General features: G+C 50.0%; 16 protein-coding genes and 1 tRNA gene. 12 read left to right on the top strand and 5 right to left on the bottom strand.

The genetic code is table 11. The features are described from left to right. Positions 1–70: 70 nt before the first annotated feature. Complete coding sequence (locus NWAT_RS08885) at positions 71–1,261, bottom strand: RtcB family protein (RefSeq protein WP_013220762.1); 1,191 nt, start codon at positions 1,259–1,261, stop codon at positions 71–73. Positions 1,262–1,606: 345 nt separating this feature from the next. Here NWAT_RS08885 and NWAT_RS16690 point away from each other — a divergent pair, with 345 nt between their 5' ends. The 3 genes from NWAT_RS16690 (at position 1,607) to NWAT_RS08865 (ending at position 4,374) form a co-directional block, all read left to right on the top strand. After that, positions 1,607–1,786: a hypothetical protein gene (locus NWAT_RS16690; protein ID WP_013220761.1), complete on the top strand. Its 180-nt coding sequence runs from the start codon at positions 1,607–1,609 to the stop codon at positions 1,784–1,786. A 170-nt stretch (positions 1,787–1,956) separates the two neighbouring features. Beyond that, entirely contained in the window at positions 1,957–3,048 is a 1,092-nt protein-coding gene (locus NWAT_RS17770; RefSeq protein ID WP_269724250.1) for an MBL fold metallo-hydrolase, read from the top strand. A 69-nt stretch (positions 3,049–3,117) separates the two neighbouring features. After that, positions 3,118–4,374: an NAD(P)/FAD-dependent oxidoreductase gene (locus tag NWAT_RS08865; RefSeq protein ID WP_013220759.1), complete on the top strand. Its 1,257-nt coding sequence runs from the start codon at positions 3,118–3,120 to the stop codon at positions 4,372–4,374. Positions 4,375–4,501: 127 nt separating this feature from the next. Here the strand turns inward: NWAT_RS08865 and NWAT_RS08860 are convergent, their stop codons facing one another. Next, complete coding sequence (locus tag NWAT_RS08860; RefSeq protein ID WP_013220758.1) at positions 4,502–5,749, bottom strand: porin; 1,248 nt, start codon at positions 5,747–5,749, stop codon at positions 4,502–4,504. 723 nt (positions 5,750–6,472) lie between these two features. Here NWAT_RS08860 and NWAT_RS08855 point away from each other — a divergent pair. The 4 genes from NWAT_RS08855 to NWAT_RS08845 are packed head-to-tail and all read left to right on the top strand — an operon-like array spanning position 6,473 to position 9,278. Continuing rightward, a complete protein-coding gene (locus NWAT_RS08855; protein WP_157679864.1) occupies positions 6,473–7,246 on the top strand; it encodes a hypothetical protein in 774 nt (257 codons plus the stop codon). Positions 7,247–7,285: 39 nt separating this feature from the next. Continuing rightward, positions 7,286–7,711 carry a hypothetical protein gene (locus tag NWAT_RS15665; RefSeq protein ID WP_049772974.1) on the top strand — a complete coding sequence of 142 codons (426 nt, stop codon included), beginning with the start codon at positions 7,286–7,288 and terminating at the stop codon, positions 7,709–7,711. Continuing rightward, the gene (locus tag NWAT_RS08850) at positions 7,695–8,576 is read left to right on the top strand and encodes a hypothetical protein (RefSeq protein WP_049772969.1); all 882 of its coding nucleotides are present in this window, start codon (positions 7,695–7,697) and stop codon (positions 8,574–8,576) included. The genes NWAT_RS15665 and NWAT_RS08850 overlap by 17 nt, the downstream gene beginning before the upstream one ends. A gap of 21 nt (positions 8,577–8,597) precedes the next feature. Then, positions 8,598–9,278 (top strand): FkbM family methyltransferase, encoded by a 681-nt coding sequence (locus tag NWAT_RS08845; protein WP_013220756.1) that lies wholly within the window; start codon positions 8,598–8,600, stop codon positions 9,276–9,278. Between the two features lie 450 nt (positions 9,279–9,728). On the opposite strand, the gene NWAT_RS08840 is transcribed toward NWAT_RS08845, so the two are convergent. Both NWAT_RS08840 and NWAT_RS08835 read right to left on the bottom strand, forming a co-directional pair. Continuing rightward, positions 9,729–10,178 (bottom strand): VOC family protein, encoded by a 450-nt coding sequence (locus NWAT_RS08840; protein WP_232420083.1) that lies wholly within the window; start codon positions 10,176–10,178, stop codon positions 9,729–9,731. A gap of 519 nt (positions 10,179–10,697) precedes the next feature. Beyond that, positions 10,698–11,873 carry a porin gene (locus NWAT_RS08835; RefSeq protein WP_013220754.1) on the bottom strand — a complete coding sequence of 392 codons (1,176 nt, stop codon included), beginning with the start codon at positions 11,871–11,873 and terminating at the stop codon, positions 10,698–10,700. 194 nt (positions 11,874–12,067) lie between these two features. Between NWAT_RS08835 and ubiK the strand changes: the two genes are divergently transcribed. From ubiK to ilvD, 4 genes are all read left to right on the top strand, one after another. Then, entirely contained in the window at positions 12,068–12,367 is a 300-nt protein-coding gene (gene ubiK, locus NWAT_RS08830) for a ubiquinone biosynthesis accessory factor UbiK (RefSeq protein WP_013220753.1), read from the top strand. 226 nt (positions 12,368–12,593) lie between these two features. Then, on the top strand, positions 12,594–14,111 hold the full coding sequence (locus NWAT_RS08825; RefSeq protein ID WP_013220752.1) for a YifB family Mg chelatase-like AAA ATPase: 1,518 nt from the start codon (positions 12,594–12,596) through the stop codon (positions 14,109–14,111). Further along, a complete protein-coding gene (gene rep, locus NWAT_RS08820) occupies positions 14,098–16,101 on the top strand; it encodes a DNA helicase Rep (protein WP_013220751.1) in 2,004 nt (667 codons plus the stop codon). Before NWAT_RS08825 ends, rep begins: the two co-directional genes overlap by 14 nt. A 226-nt stretch (positions 16,102–16,327) precedes the next feature. Further along, entirely contained in the window at positions 16,328–18,181 is a 1,854-nt protein-coding gene (gene ilvD, locus NWAT_RS08815) for a dihydroxy-acid dehydratase (RefSeq protein WP_013220750.1), read from the top strand. 114 nt (positions 18,182–18,295) lie between these two features. On the opposite strand, the gene NWAT_RS08810 is transcribed toward ilvD, so the two are convergent. Further along, a complete protein-coding gene (locus NWAT_RS08810; RefSeq protein ID WP_013220749.1) occupies positions 18,296–18,874 on the bottom strand; it encodes a c-type cytochrome in 579 nt (192 codons plus the stop codon). A 113-nt stretch (positions 18,875–18,987) separates the two neighbouring features. Here NWAT_RS08810 and NWAT_RS08805 point away from each other — a divergent pair. Next, a tRNA-Arg gene (locus NWAT_RS08805) sits at positions 18,988–19,064 on the top strand. Positions 19,065–19,701 lie beyond the last annotated feature (637 nt).

The raw sequence follows: 19,701 nt of genomic DNA, 5'->3' as shown, positions 1-19,701 counted from the left end.
TATCACTGGAAATCTATCCTGTGATATCGGCCTGCGAGAGGCCCGGCCCGTAAACTCCTGGCACAGGGGGTTAACCCTTGATGACAGCCAGTGGTTGCAGCTCGATTTGCACGTCGACCAGATCGACCTGGTTTGCCATCACCTCATCGATGTCCTTGTAAGATCCCGGCGCTTCATCCAGATCCTTGCGGTGGCGGATAGCGTGCAGTATTCCTCGGTCTTTCAATGACTTTACCTCTTCCTTCAGATCTAGCGTTTTGCGTGCCTTTGTTCGGCTCATGATTCTTCCGGCACCGTGCGCGCATGATTCGAAAGACTGGGCTTCTCCTTTCCCTTTCACGAGAAAAGACCGTGTGCCCTGGGAGCCGGGGATCATTCCCCATTCTCCTTTTCGGGCTCGGGTCGCGCCTTTTCTATGAACGATAACCCACTCTCCAAAATGTTTTTCCTCGGCCGCGAAGTTGTGAGGTTTATTGATAAAATCCGCGAACTCGACCTCGGGTAGAATCTCGGTAAACGCTAACTTGGCCCGTTCCATCATCAGTTTTCTGTTGGCCAGCGCAAATTCGAGGCAATAGTTCATTTCGTTCCAATACAGTTGGAAATATGCAGACGTTTCGGGAATATATGCCAGTTCCTGAGACACGTCCTCGCCGGCGTCCTGGTTCATCTTTTTCGCCACGCCATCGTAATGGTTGGCCACCGTAAAACCGATGTTGCGGGAGCCGGAGTGAATCATAATCCAGATATAGCCATCTGATCCCTTTTGTATTTCGATGAAATGATTGCCCCCGCCCAAGGTACCGATCTGATAAAGAGCGCTTTCATACTCTTGCTCAACAATGGGTAATTCCCCCTTTCTTTCAGGCATCCATGTTTCGTCTTGACGCGTTTTGTGGTGCTCAAAGCCCACGGGAACAGTCTTGCGGATGATACCCATGATCTCTTTCAGCTTTGGCGTTTCGATATGCTTGAGATTGGTTCGCAAGGAACACATGCCGCACCCAATATCCACACCGACAGCATTGGGTATAATGGCCCCCTTGGTGGCCAATATAGCACCGATGGGCATGCCGTAGCCTTGATGGGTATCAGGCATGATAGCAATGTGCTTGAAGGCAAATGGAAGATTTGCAAGGTTTCGCGCCTGCTCCAGTGCTCCCTCTTCCACCTGATCCTTTTCCAACCATAATTTTATGGGCAAGCTCTCTGTTTCAATGATCGCTTTTCCATTGGTGGATATGATATCTTCGTGTTTCATCACTTAAACCTCCAAGTTGGTACGAACGTGGAAGCCCCGTCGTTTAGGGCGGGAAGGAAGCGCCCTCCATAGACCCGTCTAGCTTTACCGGCGTGGATGTGTGGATCACCAAAATTGCCTCTGAAGAAAATTTGCCGCAGGAAAGCCCGGCCTAGAAGCCATCAAAATCATGTGATTTCCAAGCGATTTGACGAAAAAGCCAAAGACACCGGATGCGGTGCTTTGGAGAATTTGAAGCATATCCGTAGCCAGATCACGGTTCGGAAATTCGACAGGGCCAACCGTGAAACCCAATCCTGCTTTCAACGTGCCTCCTCTGTGAGCATGTCGCGGAGGAATTTTTCTATGCCTTTACTCCAAAAAATGAACTTGCGGTTTTCGTCCACGGTAAAAACCGCCACCTTGGGGATGAAATTGGCCGATGCCGGCAAAATCTGTCTGGAATCAAAGAAAGCGAGCCAGCGGACCAGGGGAAGCTATTCTGAACGTTTCATTTATGAAATACTGTATCAGTTATTATTTTAAATTAAAGCCTATGTTGAAACGAACCAGGCTTGGAGCAGCCAGAAAAATAGATTTTTCTTTATTTTTCAGCTTATTGGGTAATGCCAACGACATTGGCACTAACTTTGTATTATTCTCGTTAATACAAAGTCTCGTGAAATCGTGGTTACCAATTCAGCCTAATGGAGTGCATGATGATCTTTCGGCAGTTATTTGACCCTGAATCCTCGACCTATACTTATCTTATTGGTGATCCGGCTACTAAAGAAGCAGTATTTATTGATCCAGTGAATACCCGCGTTGATGAGTATCTAAATCTGCTTAATAAGTACGCTCTTAAACTGAAATATTCTTTGGAAACCCACGCCCACGCTGATCATATCACCGCTAGTGGTTTATTGCGCCAGCGTACTGGGGCCAAGACGGGAATTGGACAAGCCTGCGGCGCGCAATACGCTGATTATCAACTCAAAGATGGCGTTGTATTGGCTTTTGGTCAGGGCGAGGAGATTAAAGTGCTTGCCACCCCCGGCCATACGCCTGGAAGTGTCTCCTATCTGTGGCGTGATCGGGTGTTTACTGGCGATGCGCTGCTTATCAACGGTTGCGGGCGCACCGATTTTCAAGGCGGCGATCCAGGCGTATTGTACGATTCGATTACCCAAAAATTGTTTACCTTGCCCGGCGAAACCATCGTTTATCCGGGGCACGACTACAATGGCCGCTGGGTCAGCTCCATTGAGCAGGAGCGTACTCGCAATGGACGTCTTGCGGGCAAAACCCGCTCTGAGTTCATTGAGATCATGAATAATTTAAATCTGCCCAAACCTCAGCGTATTGATGAAGCTGTTCCGGCAAACAGGCGCTGTGGCTTGACCGAGGAAGAAATTCGCCAGGATACTATGATGATGGGCGAGAAACGCGTCAGCACGCCACAGGATTTAGTACAGGAGGCTAGGAAGCAGGTCCGTGAAATTGACGTTGCCACCGTGAAGCAAAGGTTGGGCGATGGTAAAACAGCCATTATTGATGTGCGGGAGCCAGAAGAATTCGCGGCGGGTCATTTGCCTGGCGCTATCAATGTACCGCGTGGTGTTTTAGAGTTTCGCTTAGGTAATACTGCGGAGCTTGCTGATCCCAATGTCCCCATTATGCTGTACTGCCAAACGGGTGGGCGTGCGGCATTGGCTGCCTGGTCGCTCAAGTGCCTGGGTTATACGGATGCGGTGCTAATAGCGGGTGGTTATGACGCATGGCGGGCAGCTGAGCAGAACGCCAATTGATCCGCGTTCAAAATATATTACTAGATAATGCTATACCCTATAGGATAATCATCTAAGGAGAAATTCATCATGCCCCGGACTCATCATAGACTGCTCATTGTGGGCGGTGGCGCTGCTGGTATTTCAGTGGCAGCCAATATGCGTCGTAAGGATAAAACCATGGACATTGCTATTATCGAGCCTAGTGAAGTTCATTATTATCAACCTGCATTTACGCTAGTGGGGGGCGGCGTCTACGATTTTAATAAGACCAAGCGCCGAGAACAGGATTTGATTCCTAAGGAGGTAGAATGGATTCGCGACTATGCCGAATCCTTTCAGCCAGAGAGCAATTCGGTTACATTGCGCTCGGGAAACTCGGTGAGTTACGATTATTTGGTCGTTTGCCCCGGTATCCAACTCGACTGGCATAAAATCGAGGGACTTGAAGAGACTCTTGGCAAAAATGGTGTCAGTAGCAATTATTCTCCGCGTACGGCAAGCTATACTTGGGAATGTATCCGGGATTTCCAGGGGGGCACGGCCTTATTTACCCAGCCGCCGATGCCTATCAAGTGCGCTGGCGCGCCGCAAAAAGCGATGTATCTAGCGGCGGATCGGTTTCGCCAGCGTAAGCTACTCGATAAAGCTAACCTGGAATTCTGCAATGCCGGTCCCACGATGTTCGGTGTTCCATTTTTCGCCGAGGCTCTAGATAAAGTGGTAGCCGGTTACGGTATTAAACCGAATTTTGGCTGTAATCTGGTTGCCATAGATGGACCCAGCCATACTGCAACTTTTGAGATGGTTCGGGCTGACGGTAGCAAAGAAAAAACTAATAAATCCTTTGATTTTATCCATGTAACGCCCCCTCAAAGCGCCCCTGACTTCATTAAGAATAGTCCCCTAGCCAGTGCCGCGGGATGGGTGGAATTGGATGAGAATACTTTGCAACACCCCCGCTTCAGTAATATTTTCGGGCTTGGCGATGTGGGTTCGACAAGTAACGCCAAAACCGCCGCAGCGGTGCGCAAGCAGGTTCCAGTCGTGGTGCGTAACATTCTGGCACTAATAAACGGCAGGTCACTTGCGCCAAAATACGATGGCTATGGCTCGTGCCCATTGACTACTTCATTGCACAGTGTGATCCTGGCTGAATTCTCCTACGGCGGTAAAGTGACCCCGTCGTTTCCGATACTAAATCCACGCAGTAACCGCTTGATCTGGTGGTGGCTGAAGAAATACGGCCTCCCGCCCCTCTACTGGGACTACATGTTGAAAGGCTATGATTGGGATATTCCGCATAAAGCTTCCTACGCGGAAAAGCTGGTTGCAGCCACTGCATGAGGGGAAGCTGGTCTGGCGCTCAAAAATAAGTTTTGCGCCAGACCAGCCTTTAAGCTAAGGCAAAATTTGCACTTCTGCGGAGGAAAGGCCCTCTAAAAAAATCATCCTGTGGCTGGAGCGGTGCTAACTAAAACTGAACGATTACATCCGCCGCGATGACAAATTGATTTTTGTCGCTGTTATTGTCAAAAGCCTTGAAATTGGTGGCCCAGTCATAGCGTACCTCTGGGCGAACGGTGACCCATCTTAATGGCCGCCAGTTTATCCCGCCGGTGATGGCGAAATAGCTGGTAGCGGCAGAGACGGGGAGACCGGCGCCGTCATTGACGAAGACACGGTCGCCGTCGTCATCGCGGAACCACTCGAACCGTAAACCCGTGCTTAGGGTTTCATTGATGTCATAAAATAAATATTGATTGATACCAAACCATTCCGCCGATTTGTTGTTATTAATGGCATGCTGTTCTATACCTAGATCATGCTGAAAAGTATAATGAAGCCGATCTGTGATATCGTGGTTGAAGACCACGCTATAGAGGGTGCGGTTGTTATCAGGATCATCAGAAGTTCCCTCCACATTAGAAACATTGCCCGTGATGATGGCGACGGCTAAAGAGGTCTGCGCATCATCGCTACTCCAGCTTACCCCACCTAAGAAATTCAGATTCTCGCCATCTTTGGAAAAATTGTCCCAACCGAGAACGCCGCCGCCGTTGATGCTGATATTGTCGGTCAGGGGGTAACTGGCCAAAAAACCAGTATGGGTAAAGGGTTCGCCATATTGCATGGTATAGGCATGGGAGTAAAAGAAGTTACCAGGCGCCGTCACGACTTCATTACCGATGATCGTATAAAAATGACCAAGCTTTAGCGTGATGCCGTTGCCATAGGGAGCATAGGCTTCCACGTACAGTTGCGGGATGGCAAATTTGTAGAAGCGAAAAGTATCATCACCGATGATGTTGTCATCTAGGCCCGCTGCCTGGGTGAAGCGGGTATCGGTACCAAAAAGAAAATCGACTCGCCCGCCAAAGTCCCAGCGATCTCCCTCGATATTCACGCCGCGTTCAAAGAACAGATAGGCTTCGTTTCCCATGAATTCATTAGCACGGTCATTAAAGGTGACGGGTCCATTGAAGTTATCACGGGGATCATCTGGATTGATGGTATAGCCGCCTTCCAGCCAGCCATTAATCGTTACTCCTAGTGACTGCATGAATTTTGTTTCATTGATACTGATGCCGGTTAAGGCATCGAACAGTCCTGTGGTTTCTCTAAAATCCTCTGCCTGTACACCGCCTGCGGTGGTCAGAAATAGCAATCCTCTCAGCCATGGATTGAGACGGGTTTTCTTGCTTATCGCAGTAGTATTCATGTTATTCCCCATCTATTTGTTGTGATATGTGGCGTTTTAAATCAGAAACACCGTGGGAATGAGGAGGGGTTACCGCTTATGATTTAATAATTTAAAGAGCTCTCCTCATACGCCCACAGAGAAGTGTACACTCTGTTTAAACTTAGCGTAAATCCGTATAATCTCCGCTCGTTTAGGTGGGGATGCGGGCGGGAATCGTGAAGTGGTTTCTAGGTGGGGGTGTTTTATCCACGAATGTACTTTCTGAGTGTTTCGATAGTGGTGCCGCCTGCGCTGCATTCAAAATACAACCGCGATCATTAAAGCCGCACCCTTACTCAAACACGAAATAGGGGTATTCAAAAAGCGTATGCAGCGGGGGGAAGTGGACTTCAAAGTGTTCACCAGCACGTTGATCGAGAGCTTCGGCAGTTACTCGATAAGCAGATGGACGCGATCTTCCGAGCCGTTTACCTTGCAGATGGACGCGATCTTCCGAGCCGTTTACCTTGATGATCGCTGTTACTAGAACTTGCTTTCTCTATATAGTTCCGTCTATAACTAAACTATAGAATGGGGTTTTGAAGCACGCCGCAGCCCTCTTGCTATGGGGACCTTGCCGACAACCCCTGTCTAGGTACGGTGGCCTAGGGTAAGTGAATTTCCCGAATGGCGGAACGCGAGCGAGAACTACTTCGCTTATAGAACTGAAGTTTCTCTCCTCATATCGAGTTTGAGGGGAGCATGATGCGGAGGAAAGCAATGACCGAAAGCATTCTAACGCAAGCGGCACAGAATCGGCGTATGCATGCACTCATGCAAGAAGTCTCGCGCGACTTCTTGCTCCGTGAAGAGTTGGTGACGGATCCGACGACTCTTGTCGCAGAATACATCAAGAAGGAAAAAGTCGATTCCGGCGCGGCACATGTTACCAATCGCCTGATCTATTCAATTGTCTCGTCGCCGAGGATACTGCAGCAGCTAAAGATCTCTTTCAAACAACAGAAAGTTGACGAGCGCCAGTTTCTCCGGGAGTTGAGTCATGCCGCCGCCATGTCTCAGGATTTAAACACTGTCTTCTCCTTGACTCAAAGTTCTTGGCAGCAGGTCCCGTTGCGGTATGACATTGTATTCATTCTTCTCTCTGCGCTATTAAGGACTTCTTCCCAGGGGAGCGAGGCACCGCAAACAGCCACCGCTCCAGAGACACAGACAGCAATCGCCACGGAGACGCTCACTTTCACTCAAACGTTTATGCCAGATACCGAAATTACCGGCATAACGACCACTCAATTCACGGCGCCTTTGACTGATCCTGTGTCCCCAGAGACACTTAGTACGATATTTACCAATGCTACATTTGCGGGACCCTTTACCGATGGGGTGATCGCGGCAGGCTTTGAGCAGGTATTGAGGGGCGAAGATCGCCTCGCGTATCTAACCACGCTTTCGGCGTTGGTCGACTACGCCTTACAGCTGAGAGCCACGGGAGTACTGAATGATTTGGGCGACTACTGATTTTACTGTCACTGGTAATTGACTAGTTGATCCGGGATCATGGACAGTATCGAGACGCTACGCAAGGTCCTGAGCGAGAACCCTCGTGATGAAGGGGCACTTCGTTCCTTCGGAGATTTGCTGACGCAGCGTAGTCGTCGGAGAGAAGTTCTGCAATGCTGGTCACGTGAGTTTATGCAAGATCAGAAGTCGCTAGCATGGCTTCAGAAGTTGGTTGCCGAAGCTATGCGAAGTGGGTCGTTGTGGCTCGCGGGGCAAGCTGCGGAATTATATGCGTTGTTAAGATGGGGGGCGCAGGATTATACCGAGTTCCGGGACGCCAACATCGAGGCTCCTTCCGAGCGACCAATCAAGCCTTACTTGACTCACCCTAAGCTGCGGCACGACATCGAGCATTTCACGTACCTTGGCAAAAAAGGAATCCTTGATTCGGCATTACTCTTAAGAGTTGCTGCCACGATATAAAGCCGCGGATGCTAGGCTGCGGCGGCGGGGCGGTGGGCGGCAACCGCTAGATGGGGATGACTACGAGCAGATTGGGCGATACTACAATCGTATCCTCCACCTCAGAGCAACGCCGTGCGTTGAAAAGGCGCTTTCACCGTCTTGGGATCGTGCCGGCGCGCAGCGTACGTATCTCGAGCGCGGAAGTGGCATTGCCGTCATTGATGACTTTCTGACCGCGGACGCGCTGGAGGAACTTCGCGCGTTCTGTTTGGAGTCAACGATATGGTTTGCTAACCGTTACGCGCATGGGCGCCTTGGAGCGTTCTTCCACGATGGCTTCACATGTCCGCTGCTAATACAAATCGCGGAAGAACTGGGAGAGGAACTTCCCGCGATATTCTTGCCGCGGTATCCTCTGACGCAAGTATGGGCATTCAAGAATACACGGCATCTGCCCGCGGGATCCTCGATGCATGCGGACTTTGCCGCTGTGACGGCCAATCTCTGGATTACGCCTGACTCTGCAAATACGATCCCTGACCAGGGCGGTATGACCATCTACAACGTAGATGCGCCTCTGCATTGGGACTTCGTAACCTATAATGGAAGAGCGGACGTTATTCTTCCCTTTCTTGCTTCACAAGGAGCTAGCTCAATCACCATTCCGTATCGGCAAAACAGGGCGGTGGTATTTAATGCTGATCTATTTCATGGAACGCAGGAGGTCGAATTCAAGCCAGGATACCAGAATCATCGCATCAATGTCAGTTGGCTGTATGGGCGTCGAGAGAATGACGCCCATCACCGAGCGGCTCACTCACCCATCGTGGCTGGTCGGAAGGTGCGATCATGGCGGTCGGCGGGCCTTCGGCAAGGCCGGTAACCCGTGTCGGGCTAATCAGATATGGGCGAATATTCGCAACTTGGTCAGGACCGATACGTGTTGAAGCTACTCGGCTTTCCCAGGTATGGTTTTTTCTTGGATTCAGGGGCATCTGATGGCATTAGCGCGAGCAACACCTATCTGCTGGAGAGCGGATACGGTTGGCGCGGCATATGCGTCGAGCCCAACGCAAGTTTTTACAATGCCTTGATTAAGAACCGCAATACATGCTGTATCAATTGTTGTTTGTATGACACTGAAGAGAAAGTCGATTTCGTCGAGGCAGGAACCCTGGGAGGGGTGCTCGACGACTATCACCCTGTGCTGTTAGCCCATGCAGCTCGAATATATTCTCTTCCCAAGGACGCACGCGGTAATCCACCTAGTGTTTTAAAGCCTTCACGTACCATATCATCGGTACTGAAGCAATTTAAGGCTCCGCGAGTCATTGATTACTGGAGCCTGGATACTGAAGGCTCGGAATTGCGCATCCTAAAAAGCTTTCCATTCGACCTTTATCGGGTTCGGGTGATTACTGTCGAGCACAATCGGTATCCAGTTCGAATGGACATTCGACGCTTCTTGCAGGGACATGGCTATGTCTTTGTCATGGACTTCGGCATTGATGACTGCTACGTAGAGGCACCATTGGTCGCTGAAAGTCTTGCTCGACGTCGGTTGCGAAAGCGCCGAACTGCTTAGCATTGAGCTATCCCCATTTGGCCTTCTACCGTTTATGAGTCCTGTGCATAGGTGCCAGTGTGTAGGCGGCAGCTCTCAAGCTAGCGAATTCCCGCTTGGCCACCAAGCGTGAGGCGCTAGAGAAGAACTGTGCCGATAGTCCGGGCTTTGAGTCTTTCTTAAAGACCGCGTTCGGGCCGGTATTGCTAGGGTAAAATACCTATGCAAACCTTCAGGGAAACCGTGCATGTGCCCAAAGAAAAGTGTCTCTCTGTATTATCATAGGGGAGAAAAGGGAGAGGAAAATGCCTCCCTCGCACCAGAATTAGCGGACAGCGAAATCTTCGCCCTCTAATAGTGCGTCTGTCAGATTAAGTCTAGTATTTTACAATATAACCTGCGTTGAACTTTAAAGTTCGGAAGGAGATTCCCGTAGGTTTTGTTCAAATGCTCTCGTTGTTCCTAAAAGGTTTATTCCGGGGCCATTCCTTTTTTGGCAAGCGCTTGTATTGCTTCATCGGATTTATCGAGTTGTTTGAATCCCATACCCCGTAAGATATGGGGCGCTTTGGTAAACTGAAGTTCGCTGTACTGAACGATTTGCACCCGATTGCCCCAGGGGTCAATGAAGTCGAGGAATTCACCAGGCACAGTTTCGATATTTAACGTCTCAAGCGTTTTTTTGACCTTGTTTTTGTCATCGACCACTAAGCCAAAGTGGCGCTGTTTATCCGGCTCTTGAGTGTGAGTGCGTTTTTTCATTAGGGCGATAAATTGATCGCCTAAGTCAATGAACGCCATTCCTTCATGGCGTCCCCGCAAGTTGAAATCGACGATTTGGCCGTAAAAATCCAAGGCCGCATCGACATCGCCCACTTCCAAGGCCACATGGTTGATTCCGAGAGCGCGTGCTTTGTGCATTGGCATGGCTGCTTTATCTCCGTTTATGTAAGGATTTATCGTTTAGAGATCATATGTAAACAAGTATAAACTTGCTTGGTAGGGAGGGCAGGCTTTCTCCAAAAAAGCCACGCTGGGCTTTAGGAAACTGCTAGGAGGCACCCCTGTTATCCACTCCTCGCTCATATGAGTGTAGATCTGGGCCGTCGACAAATCTACGTGTTCCAGCAAGGCCTGGATATCCACCAACTCGACCCCAACTTCCGGCAGTTGTGTGACGTAACTTGTGAGGTATTACCGGCTTGTCGAGATCTGCCTGTTCAATGAGTCGCCGCAAGCAGATCTGCGTCTGGGGTCCGGACGGTTTTCCCGTTGGGGCTTTTTTTGGCGAACGCGAAGTCGTTTGCCATATAGTCAAGCGCCCAAAACGCCTACCCGAATACCTCGGGTAGGCGCGCTGATTTTGGCCACAAGAGTTGACTATCCACACGTTCTGGATTTTTCACCGCCAGAGCTTTACCAGAAGAGAAGATAAAGCGATCAGAACCGGATGATGATATCCGCTGCGACGAGAAACTGATTTTTATCGCTGTTATTATCAAAGGCATTAAAGTCAGTAGCCCAATCATAGCGCACCTCTGGGCGGACAGTGATCCATTTTAGTGGCCGCCAGTTTAAGCCGGCAGTGATAGCAAAATAGTTTGTAGCGGCGGAGATTGGAAAGCCAGAATGATCATTGATGAAGACCCGAGTACCCTTATCATCGCGGAACCATTCAAACCGTAATCCCGTGCTTAGGGTTTCTTTGAGGCTAAAATATAAATACTGGCTAATGCCGAACCATTTTCCCGACTTCTGAGTATTAATTATGCTTGGCCCTCCCCCTAGGGTTTGTTGAAAGGTATAGTGAAGAAAATCGGTAAAGTCATGACTCATGACTATGCTATACAAAGTAAGGTTATGATCGGAATCTTTCTGAGCATTTCCTGCACCGGAAACATTGCCGGTAATAATCGTGAAACTTAGAGATGTTCGCTGATCGACGCTGTTCCAGTTAGCGACACCCAGGAAATTTAAGTTTTTAGGATCTTTGGAGAAATTATCCCAACCCAAGACGCCGCCTCCGCTGAGACCGATATGATCGGTTAGGGGGTAGCTGATCAAAAAACCAGTATGGGTGAAGGGTTCACCATATTCCGCTGTATAGGTATGGGAATAAAAAAAGTTGCCAGGCGCTGTCACCGTTTCAACCCCGATGGGGGTATAAAAATGGCCAAGCCTTACCGTGATACCCTTACCGTAAGGAACAAAGGTTTCTGCGTAGAGTTGCGGGATAGCAAACTTATAGAGGCGAAAAGTATTGTCGCCAATAATATTGTTATCTAGCCCTGTCGCTTGGGTGAAACGGGCATCGGTACCAAAAAGGAAATCGACACGCCCGCCAAAATCCCAGCGATCTCCCTCAATATTTACATCATTTTCGAGAAATAAATAGAATTCGTTTACTAGAAGCTCATTAGCCCGGTTATTAAAGATGACAGGCCCATTAAAACGGTCCTTGGGCTCATCGGGATTGAAGGTATAACCAGTTTCTAGCCAGCCGCCAACTGTTAGTTCAAGAGACTGCATGAGCTGTGATTTATTAAGATTGGTGTCGGTAAGAGCGTTGAACAATCCCATGGTTTCCCCAAAGCCTTGTGCCAGTGCGCAGTCCATAGGGATTCCGATGGCAAGGAATAATAATCCGCTCAGCCAGAACTTGAAGTGGATTTTATTTCTTATTACGGTGATATTGATGCCGATTCTTTCCAATCTATTTTCGTGTGCTTTATTTTGGTAGGGTTCAAAAGGGCAAGATGTAGGATATACTTAATTTTTGTGATTACGCTAGGCTATAGAGGGATAAGCCGATGATTGAACCGAAGCTTTTGGATGAACTCGCCCGTAAGCTGGCAGATGCCGTTCCGCCGGGCCTACAGGACTTTCAGAGGGATGTAGAAAAAAACTTTCGTGCCGTTTTGAGTAGTACCTTCGCTAAATTTGACTTGGTAACCCGAGAAGAATTTGATCTTCAGCAAGCAGTGCTAGCACGCACCCGCATGAAGTTAGAGCATCTGGCTACCCAGGTTGCTTCCCTTGAGGCGCAAGCCGACCTTACCAAAACGCCACAAGAATCCCAGAAAGCGCCAGAGGAGAAGTTAATAGAATAGATTCGGATTGAGACCAGCGTTTAACAGCTCCTGCTAAAAAAATAGCAATGTACACTATCTCCTAGAGAGCTTAAGAGCATTATTACCTTATCCTCATCTAAAAGATGAGTAAATAACGCCCTCGGAGAGGTATGCAGGAGAAGATAGAGGAGATATGGCTGACGCTCAAAAATCCTTGGGAAATGCGAGTCTTTGCAAGATAGACAAGAAATACCCTATGTCATAGATGTCGCTAGCAATTGCCTATAGCCGGGCCCAGGCGAGTCTGGATGCCCCTTTAGTGACCGTGGAAGTCCACCTCTCAAATGGCCTCCCTGCTTTCTCTATTGTGGGCCTGCCGGAAACTGCTGTTAAGGAGAGCAGAGAGAGGGTGCGGGGTGCGCTGCTTAACTGTCATTTTGAATTTCCAGCGCGTCGTATTACGGTAAATCTGGCACCTGCGGATCTGCCCAAGGAAGGGGGGCGCTTTGATTTGGCGATTGCTTTGGGTATTTTAGCGGCCTCGGGGCAGATTTCTTCCTCTGAGTTAAAGGCTTATGAATTTGCCGGCGAGCTTGCCTTAAGTGGAAAGGTGCGAAGTATCCGTGGAGTGTTACCCGTCGCATTGCAAACGGCAAAAGCGGGTCGTAGCCTGGTGGTTGCTGAAGAAAATGCTCCCGAAGCGGTCCTCGTGTCCAAGGTTGAAGTATTAGGGGTTTCTCATCTGTTAGAGATTTGCCAACATCTTCGAGGTGAGTCGCGATTAACTCCCTTTACTCCCAATCCCCTTAAAGTGGTTACTGATAAAAAGGGGGATATTGCAGATATTCGGGGCCAGTACCATGCCAAACGAGCGCTGGAGGTGGCAGCCGCAGGGGCTCATAATCTGTTAATGATTGGTCCACCGGGAACTGGCAAGACCATGCTGGCCAGCCGTCTGCCAGGGCTTTTGCCTGAGATGGCCGAGGCCGAAGCCCTGGAAAGCGCTACTGTGCAATCTATCAGCAGCCAAGGTTTTGATGTTAGCCGCTGGCGCCAACGGCCTTTCCGAGCGCCCCATCATACGGCTTCCGGGGTAGCCTTGGTAGGCGGGGGCGGGCAGCCACGGCCAGGAGAGGTATCTTTGGCCCATCATGGCGTGCTCTTTCTCGATGAGTTGCCAGAATTTGAGCGGCGGGTACTGGAAGTCCTTAGGGAGCCTCTGGAATCGGGCTGGATTATCATTTCCCGCGCGGCCCAGCAAGCCGAGTTTCCGGCCCGAGTTCAGTTGGTAGCCGCCATGAATCCTTGCCCCTGTGGCTATTTAGGCGATTCTAAAGGCCGTTGCCGATGCACCATGGAGCAAGTACAACGTTACCGAGCGCGGATTTCCGGGCCTTTATTAGATCGCATCGATATACAAATCGAGGTGCCGCCCGTACCCTTGCATCAGTTGCGAACCGAAAGTGAGAATGGGATGGAAACGAGTTGCCAGGTTCAAGCCCGGGTGGAAGCAGCGCGGGAGCGCCAGCTAGCCCGTTCTGGGCAACCTAACAGCAGGTTAAGCAACCGGGAAGTAGAACAGATTTGCCGCCTTGGAGAGAAGGATTATCAGCTATTGGAGCGGGCCTTGGAGCAGTTAGGGCTTTCGGCTCGTGCCTACCATCGTATATTGAAAGTTGCCCGGACGATTGCCGATTTGGAAGGAAGCGACACTATTCGCACGCCCCATCTTTCCGAAGCGATTGGTTACCGGCGATTAGACCGTTCCCTTGTCAAATCTTAACCCCCAACAGCGTTTGGCAGTCCGCCATATCGATGGCCCCCTGTTGGTGTTGGCGGGCGCTGGTAGCGGTAAAACCCGGGTGATTACCCATAAAATTGTCTATCTCATTGAACAATGTCATGTGTCGGCGCGGTCCATTGTAGCAGTGACATTCACTAATAAAGCCGCCCGGGAAATGAAGTCTCGGATAGGACAATTACTCACCAAGGGAGAAAGCCGGGGGTTAGTCGTTTCTACCTTTCACGCCTTGGGACTCAAGTTCTTGCGCCGCGAACATGAGGTTCTCAGGCTGAAAGCGGGTTTTTCTTTGCTGGATGCCCAGGATAGCCGCGCACTTATCTGCGATCTCTATCAGCAAGAGTTTAGTAGCGGCGGAGAGGAAAGCAGCTTCCAGTGGCAAATTTCCACCTGGAAAAATGCCTTAGTGACGCCTGAGGAAGCCTTATGCAGGGCCAGCAACGATCAAGAAACCATAGCGGCCCAGCTTTATGCCGCTTATGAGCGACGCCTGCGGACTTATCATGCCGTCGATTTCGATGATTTGATTGGCTTGCCTGTTCATCTTTTAACGATGCGTCCGGAAATTCTCAGTCGTTGGCAGAAGCATGTCCGTTATCTGCTGGTGGATGAATACCAGGATACCAACGCAGCCCAGTACCAGTTGGTTAAGCTCTTGGCTGGCGTACGAGGTGCCGTTACCGTGGTGGGAGATGATGATCAGTCCGTGTACGCTTGGCGGGGCGCCAGGCCGGAAAACTTGCATCAGCTCAAAGAAGATTTTCCCCAGCTTACGGTTATTAAGCTAGAGCAGAACTACCGTTCCACCACTCGCATTTTACGGGTAGCCAATCAGCTGATTAGCTCTAACCCCCACGTCTTTGAAAAACGGCTTTGGAGTGCTTTGGGCGAAGGCGATCCCATTCGGGTGTTGAGTTGCCGGGATGAGCACCATGAGGCAGATAGAGTCGTTGCTGAACTGATGTACCATCGTTTTAAGTACCGTACGGCATGCCGTGATTACGCCATCCTGTACCGGGGCAACTATCAATCTAGGCCCTTTGAGCGGGCTTTGCGTGCCCATGGTATTCCCTATGCTTTGAGCGGAGGGACTTCCTTCTTCGAGCGGGGCGAAGTCAAGGATATCATGGCTTACCTGCGTCTGTTGGCCAACGAGGATGACGATAATGCTTTTTTACGGGTGGCCAATACGCCGCGCCGGGGAATCGGAGCGGTCACCCTGGAAAAGCTGGCGGGATACGCGGCTTTGCGGGGGCAGAGCTTGCTAGCCTCGGGCTTTGAATTAGGCTTAGGAGGGCATCTTTCCAGTGAAGCCTTGCCTCGGCTGCGCCGATTTTGCGAGTGGGTTGTGGATTTGGCTGATCGGGGCCGCCGTGGCGATCCCGTTGCAGTGATAAGGGACCTCATTGCTGACATTGATTATCGTGCCTGGCTTAATGAAAATTGTCATGATCGGCGTACCGCAGAGCGGCGGATGGCTAATGTGGAGGAGCTGGTAGGGTGGCTGGAACGCCTCTATCAGCGGGGAGATGAACGCCGGACCCTAGGCGATTTGGTAGCGGAAATAAGCTTGCAAGATATCCTGGAGCGAACCCAGGAGAAAAAGGACCGGGATGCAGTTAACTTATTGACTCTCCACGCCGCAAAGGGCCTAGAATTTCCCTACGTTTTTATGGTGGGGATGGAGGAAGAATTGCTGCCTCATCGGACCAGCGTGGAGCAGGGCGCTTTAGAGGAGGAACGGCGCTTGGCCTATGTAGGGATTACCCGCGCTCAAAGGAGTCTTTGTTTTACCATGGCGGAAAAGCGCCAGCAGTATGGGGAAACCGTCCTGTGTGAACCTAGCCGGTTTTTGTCGGAACTACCGGCCGCCGATCTTCAATGGGAGCGGGAAGGAACTCCCCGTGACCCCGTAGAACGGATGGAGCGGGGTCAAGTGCATCTGGCTAATTTGCGGGAGATGCTCCGTTAGTAGTCATCAATTTATGATTTGGTTTTCGCACGATTGGCTGGAGAGCTTTGGGACTTGCGGTTAAGTCTCGCTTGGCTGTTTCCAACAGCCGTGCGCCGTTTCGTTGCCCTCACGCTCGATGCGCCGTTGCACTTTGCACGCTCGCTGGGGGCATTCAACATTCATGTTTAATTCCGAGGTAAAATAAGTTCTAATAAGATTAAACTGATTTTTTTGGAGGTGGTTTATGCCCGCTTATCGATCCCGAACGACGACTCACGGTCGTAATATGGCTGGTGCCCGGGCCTTGTGGCGGGCCACCGGGATGAAAGAAGGCGATTTTGGTAAGCCTATTATTGCCATTGCCAACTCTTTTACTCAGTTCGTTCCCGGTCATGTCCACCTCAAGGATTTAGGGCAGCTAGTCGCCCGGGAGATTGAAAAGAGCGGGGGCGTGGCCAAGGAATTCCATACCATCGCAGTGGATGATGGGATTGCCATGGGGCACAGTGGCATGCTGTATTCCTTGCCTTCGCGGGAAATCATTGCCGATTCAGTAGAATACATGGTCAATGCCCATTGCGCCGATGCTTTGGTGTGCATTTCTAATTGTGACAAGATTACTCCGGGTATGCTGATGGCTGCCATGCGCTTAAATATTCCAGCAGTATTTATCTCGGGTGGGCCCATGGAAGCGGGCAAGGTTAAAATTCGGGGTAAGAGTGTAAGCTTAGATTTGGTAGATGCCATAGTGGCGGCGGTTGACCCTGCTGAAAGCGATGCCGATGTAATGGCCTATGAGCGCTCAGCTTGTCCTACCTGCGGTTCTTGCTCCGGGATGTTCACCGCTAACTCGATGAATTGCCTGACCGAAGCCTTGGGGTTAGCATTGCCAGGCAATGGTTCCTTGCTGGCGACTCATGCTGACAGGAAAGAATTGTTCCTAGAAGCAGGACGCTTGATTGTGGCGTTGGCAAAACGTTATTACGAGCAGGATGATGAAACTGTTTTGCCGCGCTCAATTGCTAATTTTGGGGCTTTTGAGAATGCCATGAGTTTGGATATCGCTATGGGCGGTTCGACTAATACGGTGCTTCATTTGCTGGCCGCTGCTCAGGAAGGCGGAGTGGATTTCACGATGGCGGATATTGATCGCTTGTCCCGTAAGGTGCCCAATTTGTGTAAAGTAGCTCCTGCCACGCCAGAATATCACATGGAGGATGTTCACCGGGCAGGGGGGGTCATTAGTATTTTGGGGGAATTAGATCAGGCAGGGTTGATCCATCGCCAAATGGCAACCGTTCATAGCCCGACTTTGGGCGCAGCACTTGATCAATGGGATATCGTCCGCTCCAGCTATGAGGCTGCCCAGAGTCGCTATCTTGCCGCTCCGGGAGGTATTCCTACCCAAGTGGCTTTTAGCCAAGGGAATCGCTGGGAAAGTCTGGATTTGGATAGGGCGCAAGGTTGTATTCGCGATATTGCCCATGCTTACAGCAAGGATGGGGGGTTGGCGGTGCTTTATGGTAACCTCGCAAAGGATGGTTGTATTGTCAAGACTGCTGGAGTAGACCCGTCGATATTGATTTTTTCCGGGCCGGCCCGGCTGTTTGAGAGTCAGGAGGCGGCGATAGCAGCTATTCTGGGAGATAAAATCCAGCCAGGTGACGTGGTGCTTATTCGGTATGAAGGCCCCAAAGGGGGCCCTGGAATGCAGGAGATGCTCTATCCCACCAGTTACCTGAAATCAAAAGGGTTAGGCAAAGTCTGTGCGCTCATCACGGATGGTCGCTTCTCTGGCGGGACTTCGGGGCTTTCCATTGGCCACGTTTCTCCTGAAGCGGCTGAAGGCGGTACTATTGGTTTGGTAGAGGAGGGTGACAGAATTGAGATCGACATTCCTCACCGGCGTATTCATCTCGCAGTGGACGAGGAGGAATTAGCGCGGCGTCAAAGAGCCATGGAGGCAAAGGCGCAGCAGGCTTGGCAGCCAGTTAATCGGAATCGTACTGTATCCCTGGCGCTGCGGGCCTATGCGGCGCTCACTACCTCAGCGGCGAAAGGGGCGGTCCGGGACTTGGAACAACTTAATAGATCATAAATGTGTTGATACCGCGAAAGGGTGAAAGAGCGGATTCCGGACGAGATGTTTATTTGGAAAAGCGCCCCTCCCTAACGTTAACAGGGAGAGGCATCATAATATTGGGATTTGTTCTTATTTTTTTACTTGGGAGATGAAGTAAGCAATTGCCGCAGCGATGTCTTCATCACTGAGGTTAGGATTACCGCCTTTAGGTGGCATAGCCTTGTAACCTTGAGTGGCATGTTGAGTTAGAATTTCCACGCCTTGAGTAAGGCGAGGCGTCCAGTCTTCCGCATTCCCAATCACGGGAGCTCCCGGCAAATTGCCGGTGTGGCAAGCGGCACAACTATTTTTAACTATTGTTTTGCCATGGTTGAGCTGGGACTCTTTTCCCTTAGTGGCTGGCGGTGTCTCGTCATTGTTAGCAGCCGGGGCGTTTTCTTTGTTTTTTGCAGGAGCAGGTGCTGCTGGTGATTTTTCTTCAGAGCTTGCAGGGGTATCGGGCGTTTCGCTGGTTTTTTCCGGTGTGGAGGCAATATTTACTTTCCCCGCTGGTTCGATACGCTTAGCAATGGCTTCTGGAGAGCTGGTTTCGGCAGTTTGTTCCGTGCATCCAGCAGCTAAGAGGGAAAGAGTAACTATTCCCATACCCATAATAGAAAGCAGGCATTGAGGGGAAAGAAAATTCATTTTATGAATTTGTTTGTTCATGGTGTTAGCTGTCCTGATTAGAATTAATGTGTTATTAGGAGATAGGTTTAAATATTATTTTTGCTAAGAACATAGACGCCTACGCTAGAAATAGGTATCCTTCTTTATTTTAGGCGCCCGTAGCTCAGTTGGATAGAGCGTTGGCCTCCGGAGCCAAAGGTCAGAGGTTCGAATCCTCTCGGGCGCGCCAAGATTAGTAGGTTTTATCCTCTTATGGATTCATGTTTGGCGCAGGCGCTCCCTATTGTCTCCGCTAAATTCGATAGTGTGCGGTCTTCCTGTTTTACTAATACTTGAAGTTGCTTCTTGGGCAGTGGGGTGGGTTCCAGTTGCCATACTCAAAAAATCATTGACCAAGGCGTGGCGTTTAAGCATTTTTCCACCATTTGCACTCAATATCCGCCCTTATAAAAAACGCTACCAGCATCCATTGGACACATCACATGTGGCCGAGCATTCTAGTACTAAACATAAAAAAATTGTTAAAACTTTCAAGGCTAGGTACGGTTAAGTTGAAGCGTTTCTATATCATGGATAGTGTTCCAACAGGGTGATGGTTGACCCTAATCCTTGTAAGTGCTACTTCGCCAATATGGTTTATGAAGCAGGGATTGATTCCTTAAAAGGTAAAAATCACGGCGGCTCAACTTATTGATCGAAGACCGCACTGAAGTGCGAATTCTCTAAGCTGACAAGGCGAAAAGAGGCTGTGCGCTAAGCTATGGCGAAATGTCAGCAAGCCAGTCTAATCATCTAGAAATGGTTAAACTAATAAAAATACTCGCCGATATAGAAGCGGACTAATCTGTCGGCCGCATTCTTTATTG

It is taken from the genome of Nitrosococcus watsonii C-113 (assembly GCF_000143085.1).
Classification (GTDB): domain Bacteria; phylum Pseudomonadota; class Gammaproteobacteria; order Nitrosococcales; family Nitrosococcaceae; genus Nitrosococcus; species Nitrosococcus watsonii.
This window is presented reverse-complemented; position numbering and strand designations above follow the sequence as displayed.

What these genes read in the sequence shown, in the direction of transcription:
- NWAT_RS08885 (WP_013220762.1), bottom strand. Translation starts at nt 1,261, where the DNA reads ATGAAACACGAAGATATCATATCCACCAATGGAAAAGCGATCATTGAA.
- NWAT_RS16690 (WP_013220761.1), top strand. Translation starts at nt 1,607, where the DNA reads ATGCCTTTACTCCAAAAAATGAACTTGCGGTTTTCGTCCACGGTAAAA.
- NWAT_RS17770 (WP_269724250.1), top strand. Translation starts at nt 1,957, where the DNA reads ATGATGATCTTTCGGCAGTTATTTGACCCTGAATCCTCGACCTATACT.
- NWAT_RS08865 (WP_013220759.1), top strand. Translation starts at nt 3,118, where the DNA reads ATGCCCCGGACTCATCATAGACTGCTCATTGTGGGCGGTGGCGCTGCT.
- NWAT_RS08860 (WP_013220758.1), bottom strand. Translation starts at nt 5,749, where the DNA reads ATGAATACTACTGCGATAAGCAAGAAAACCCGTCTCAATCCATGGCTG.
- NWAT_RS08855 (WP_157679864.1), top strand. Translation starts at nt 6,473, where the DNA reads ATGATGCGGAGGAAAGCAATGACCGAAAGCATTCTAACGCAAGCGGCA.
- NWAT_RS15665 (WP_049772974.1), top strand. Translation starts at nt 7,286, where the DNA reads ATGGACAGTATCGAGACGCTACGCAAGGTCCTGAGCGAGAACCCTCGT.
- NWAT_RS08845 (WP_013220756.1), top strand. Translation starts at nt 8,598, where the DNA reads ATGGGCGAATATTCGCAACTTGGTCAGGACCGATACGTGTTGAAGCTA.
- NWAT_RS08840 (WP_232420083.1), bottom strand. Translation starts at nt 10,178, where the DNA reads ATGCACAAAGCACGCGCTCTCGGAATCAACCATGTGGCCTTGGAAGTG.
- NWAT_RS08835 (WP_013220754.1), bottom strand. Translation starts at nt 11,873, where the DNA reads ATGGACTGCGCACTGGCACAAGGCTTTGGGGAAACCATGGGATTGTTC.
- ubiK (WP_013220753.1), top strand. Translation starts at nt 12,068, where the DNA reads ATGATTGAACCGAAGCTTTTGGATGAACTCGCCCGTAAGCTGGCAGAT.
- NWAT_RS08825 (WP_013220752.1), top strand. Translation starts at nt 12,594, where the DNA reads ATGTCGCTAGCAATTGCCTATAGCCGGGCCCAGGCGAGTCTGGATGCC.
- ilvD (WP_013220750.1), top strand. Translation starts at nt 16,328, where the DNA reads ATGCCCGCTTATCGATCCCGAACGACGACTCACGGTCGTAATATGGCT.
- NWAT_RS08810 (WP_013220749.1), bottom strand. Translation starts at nt 18,874, where the DNA reads ATGAACAAACAAATTCATAAAATGAATTTTCTTTCCCCTCAATGCCTG.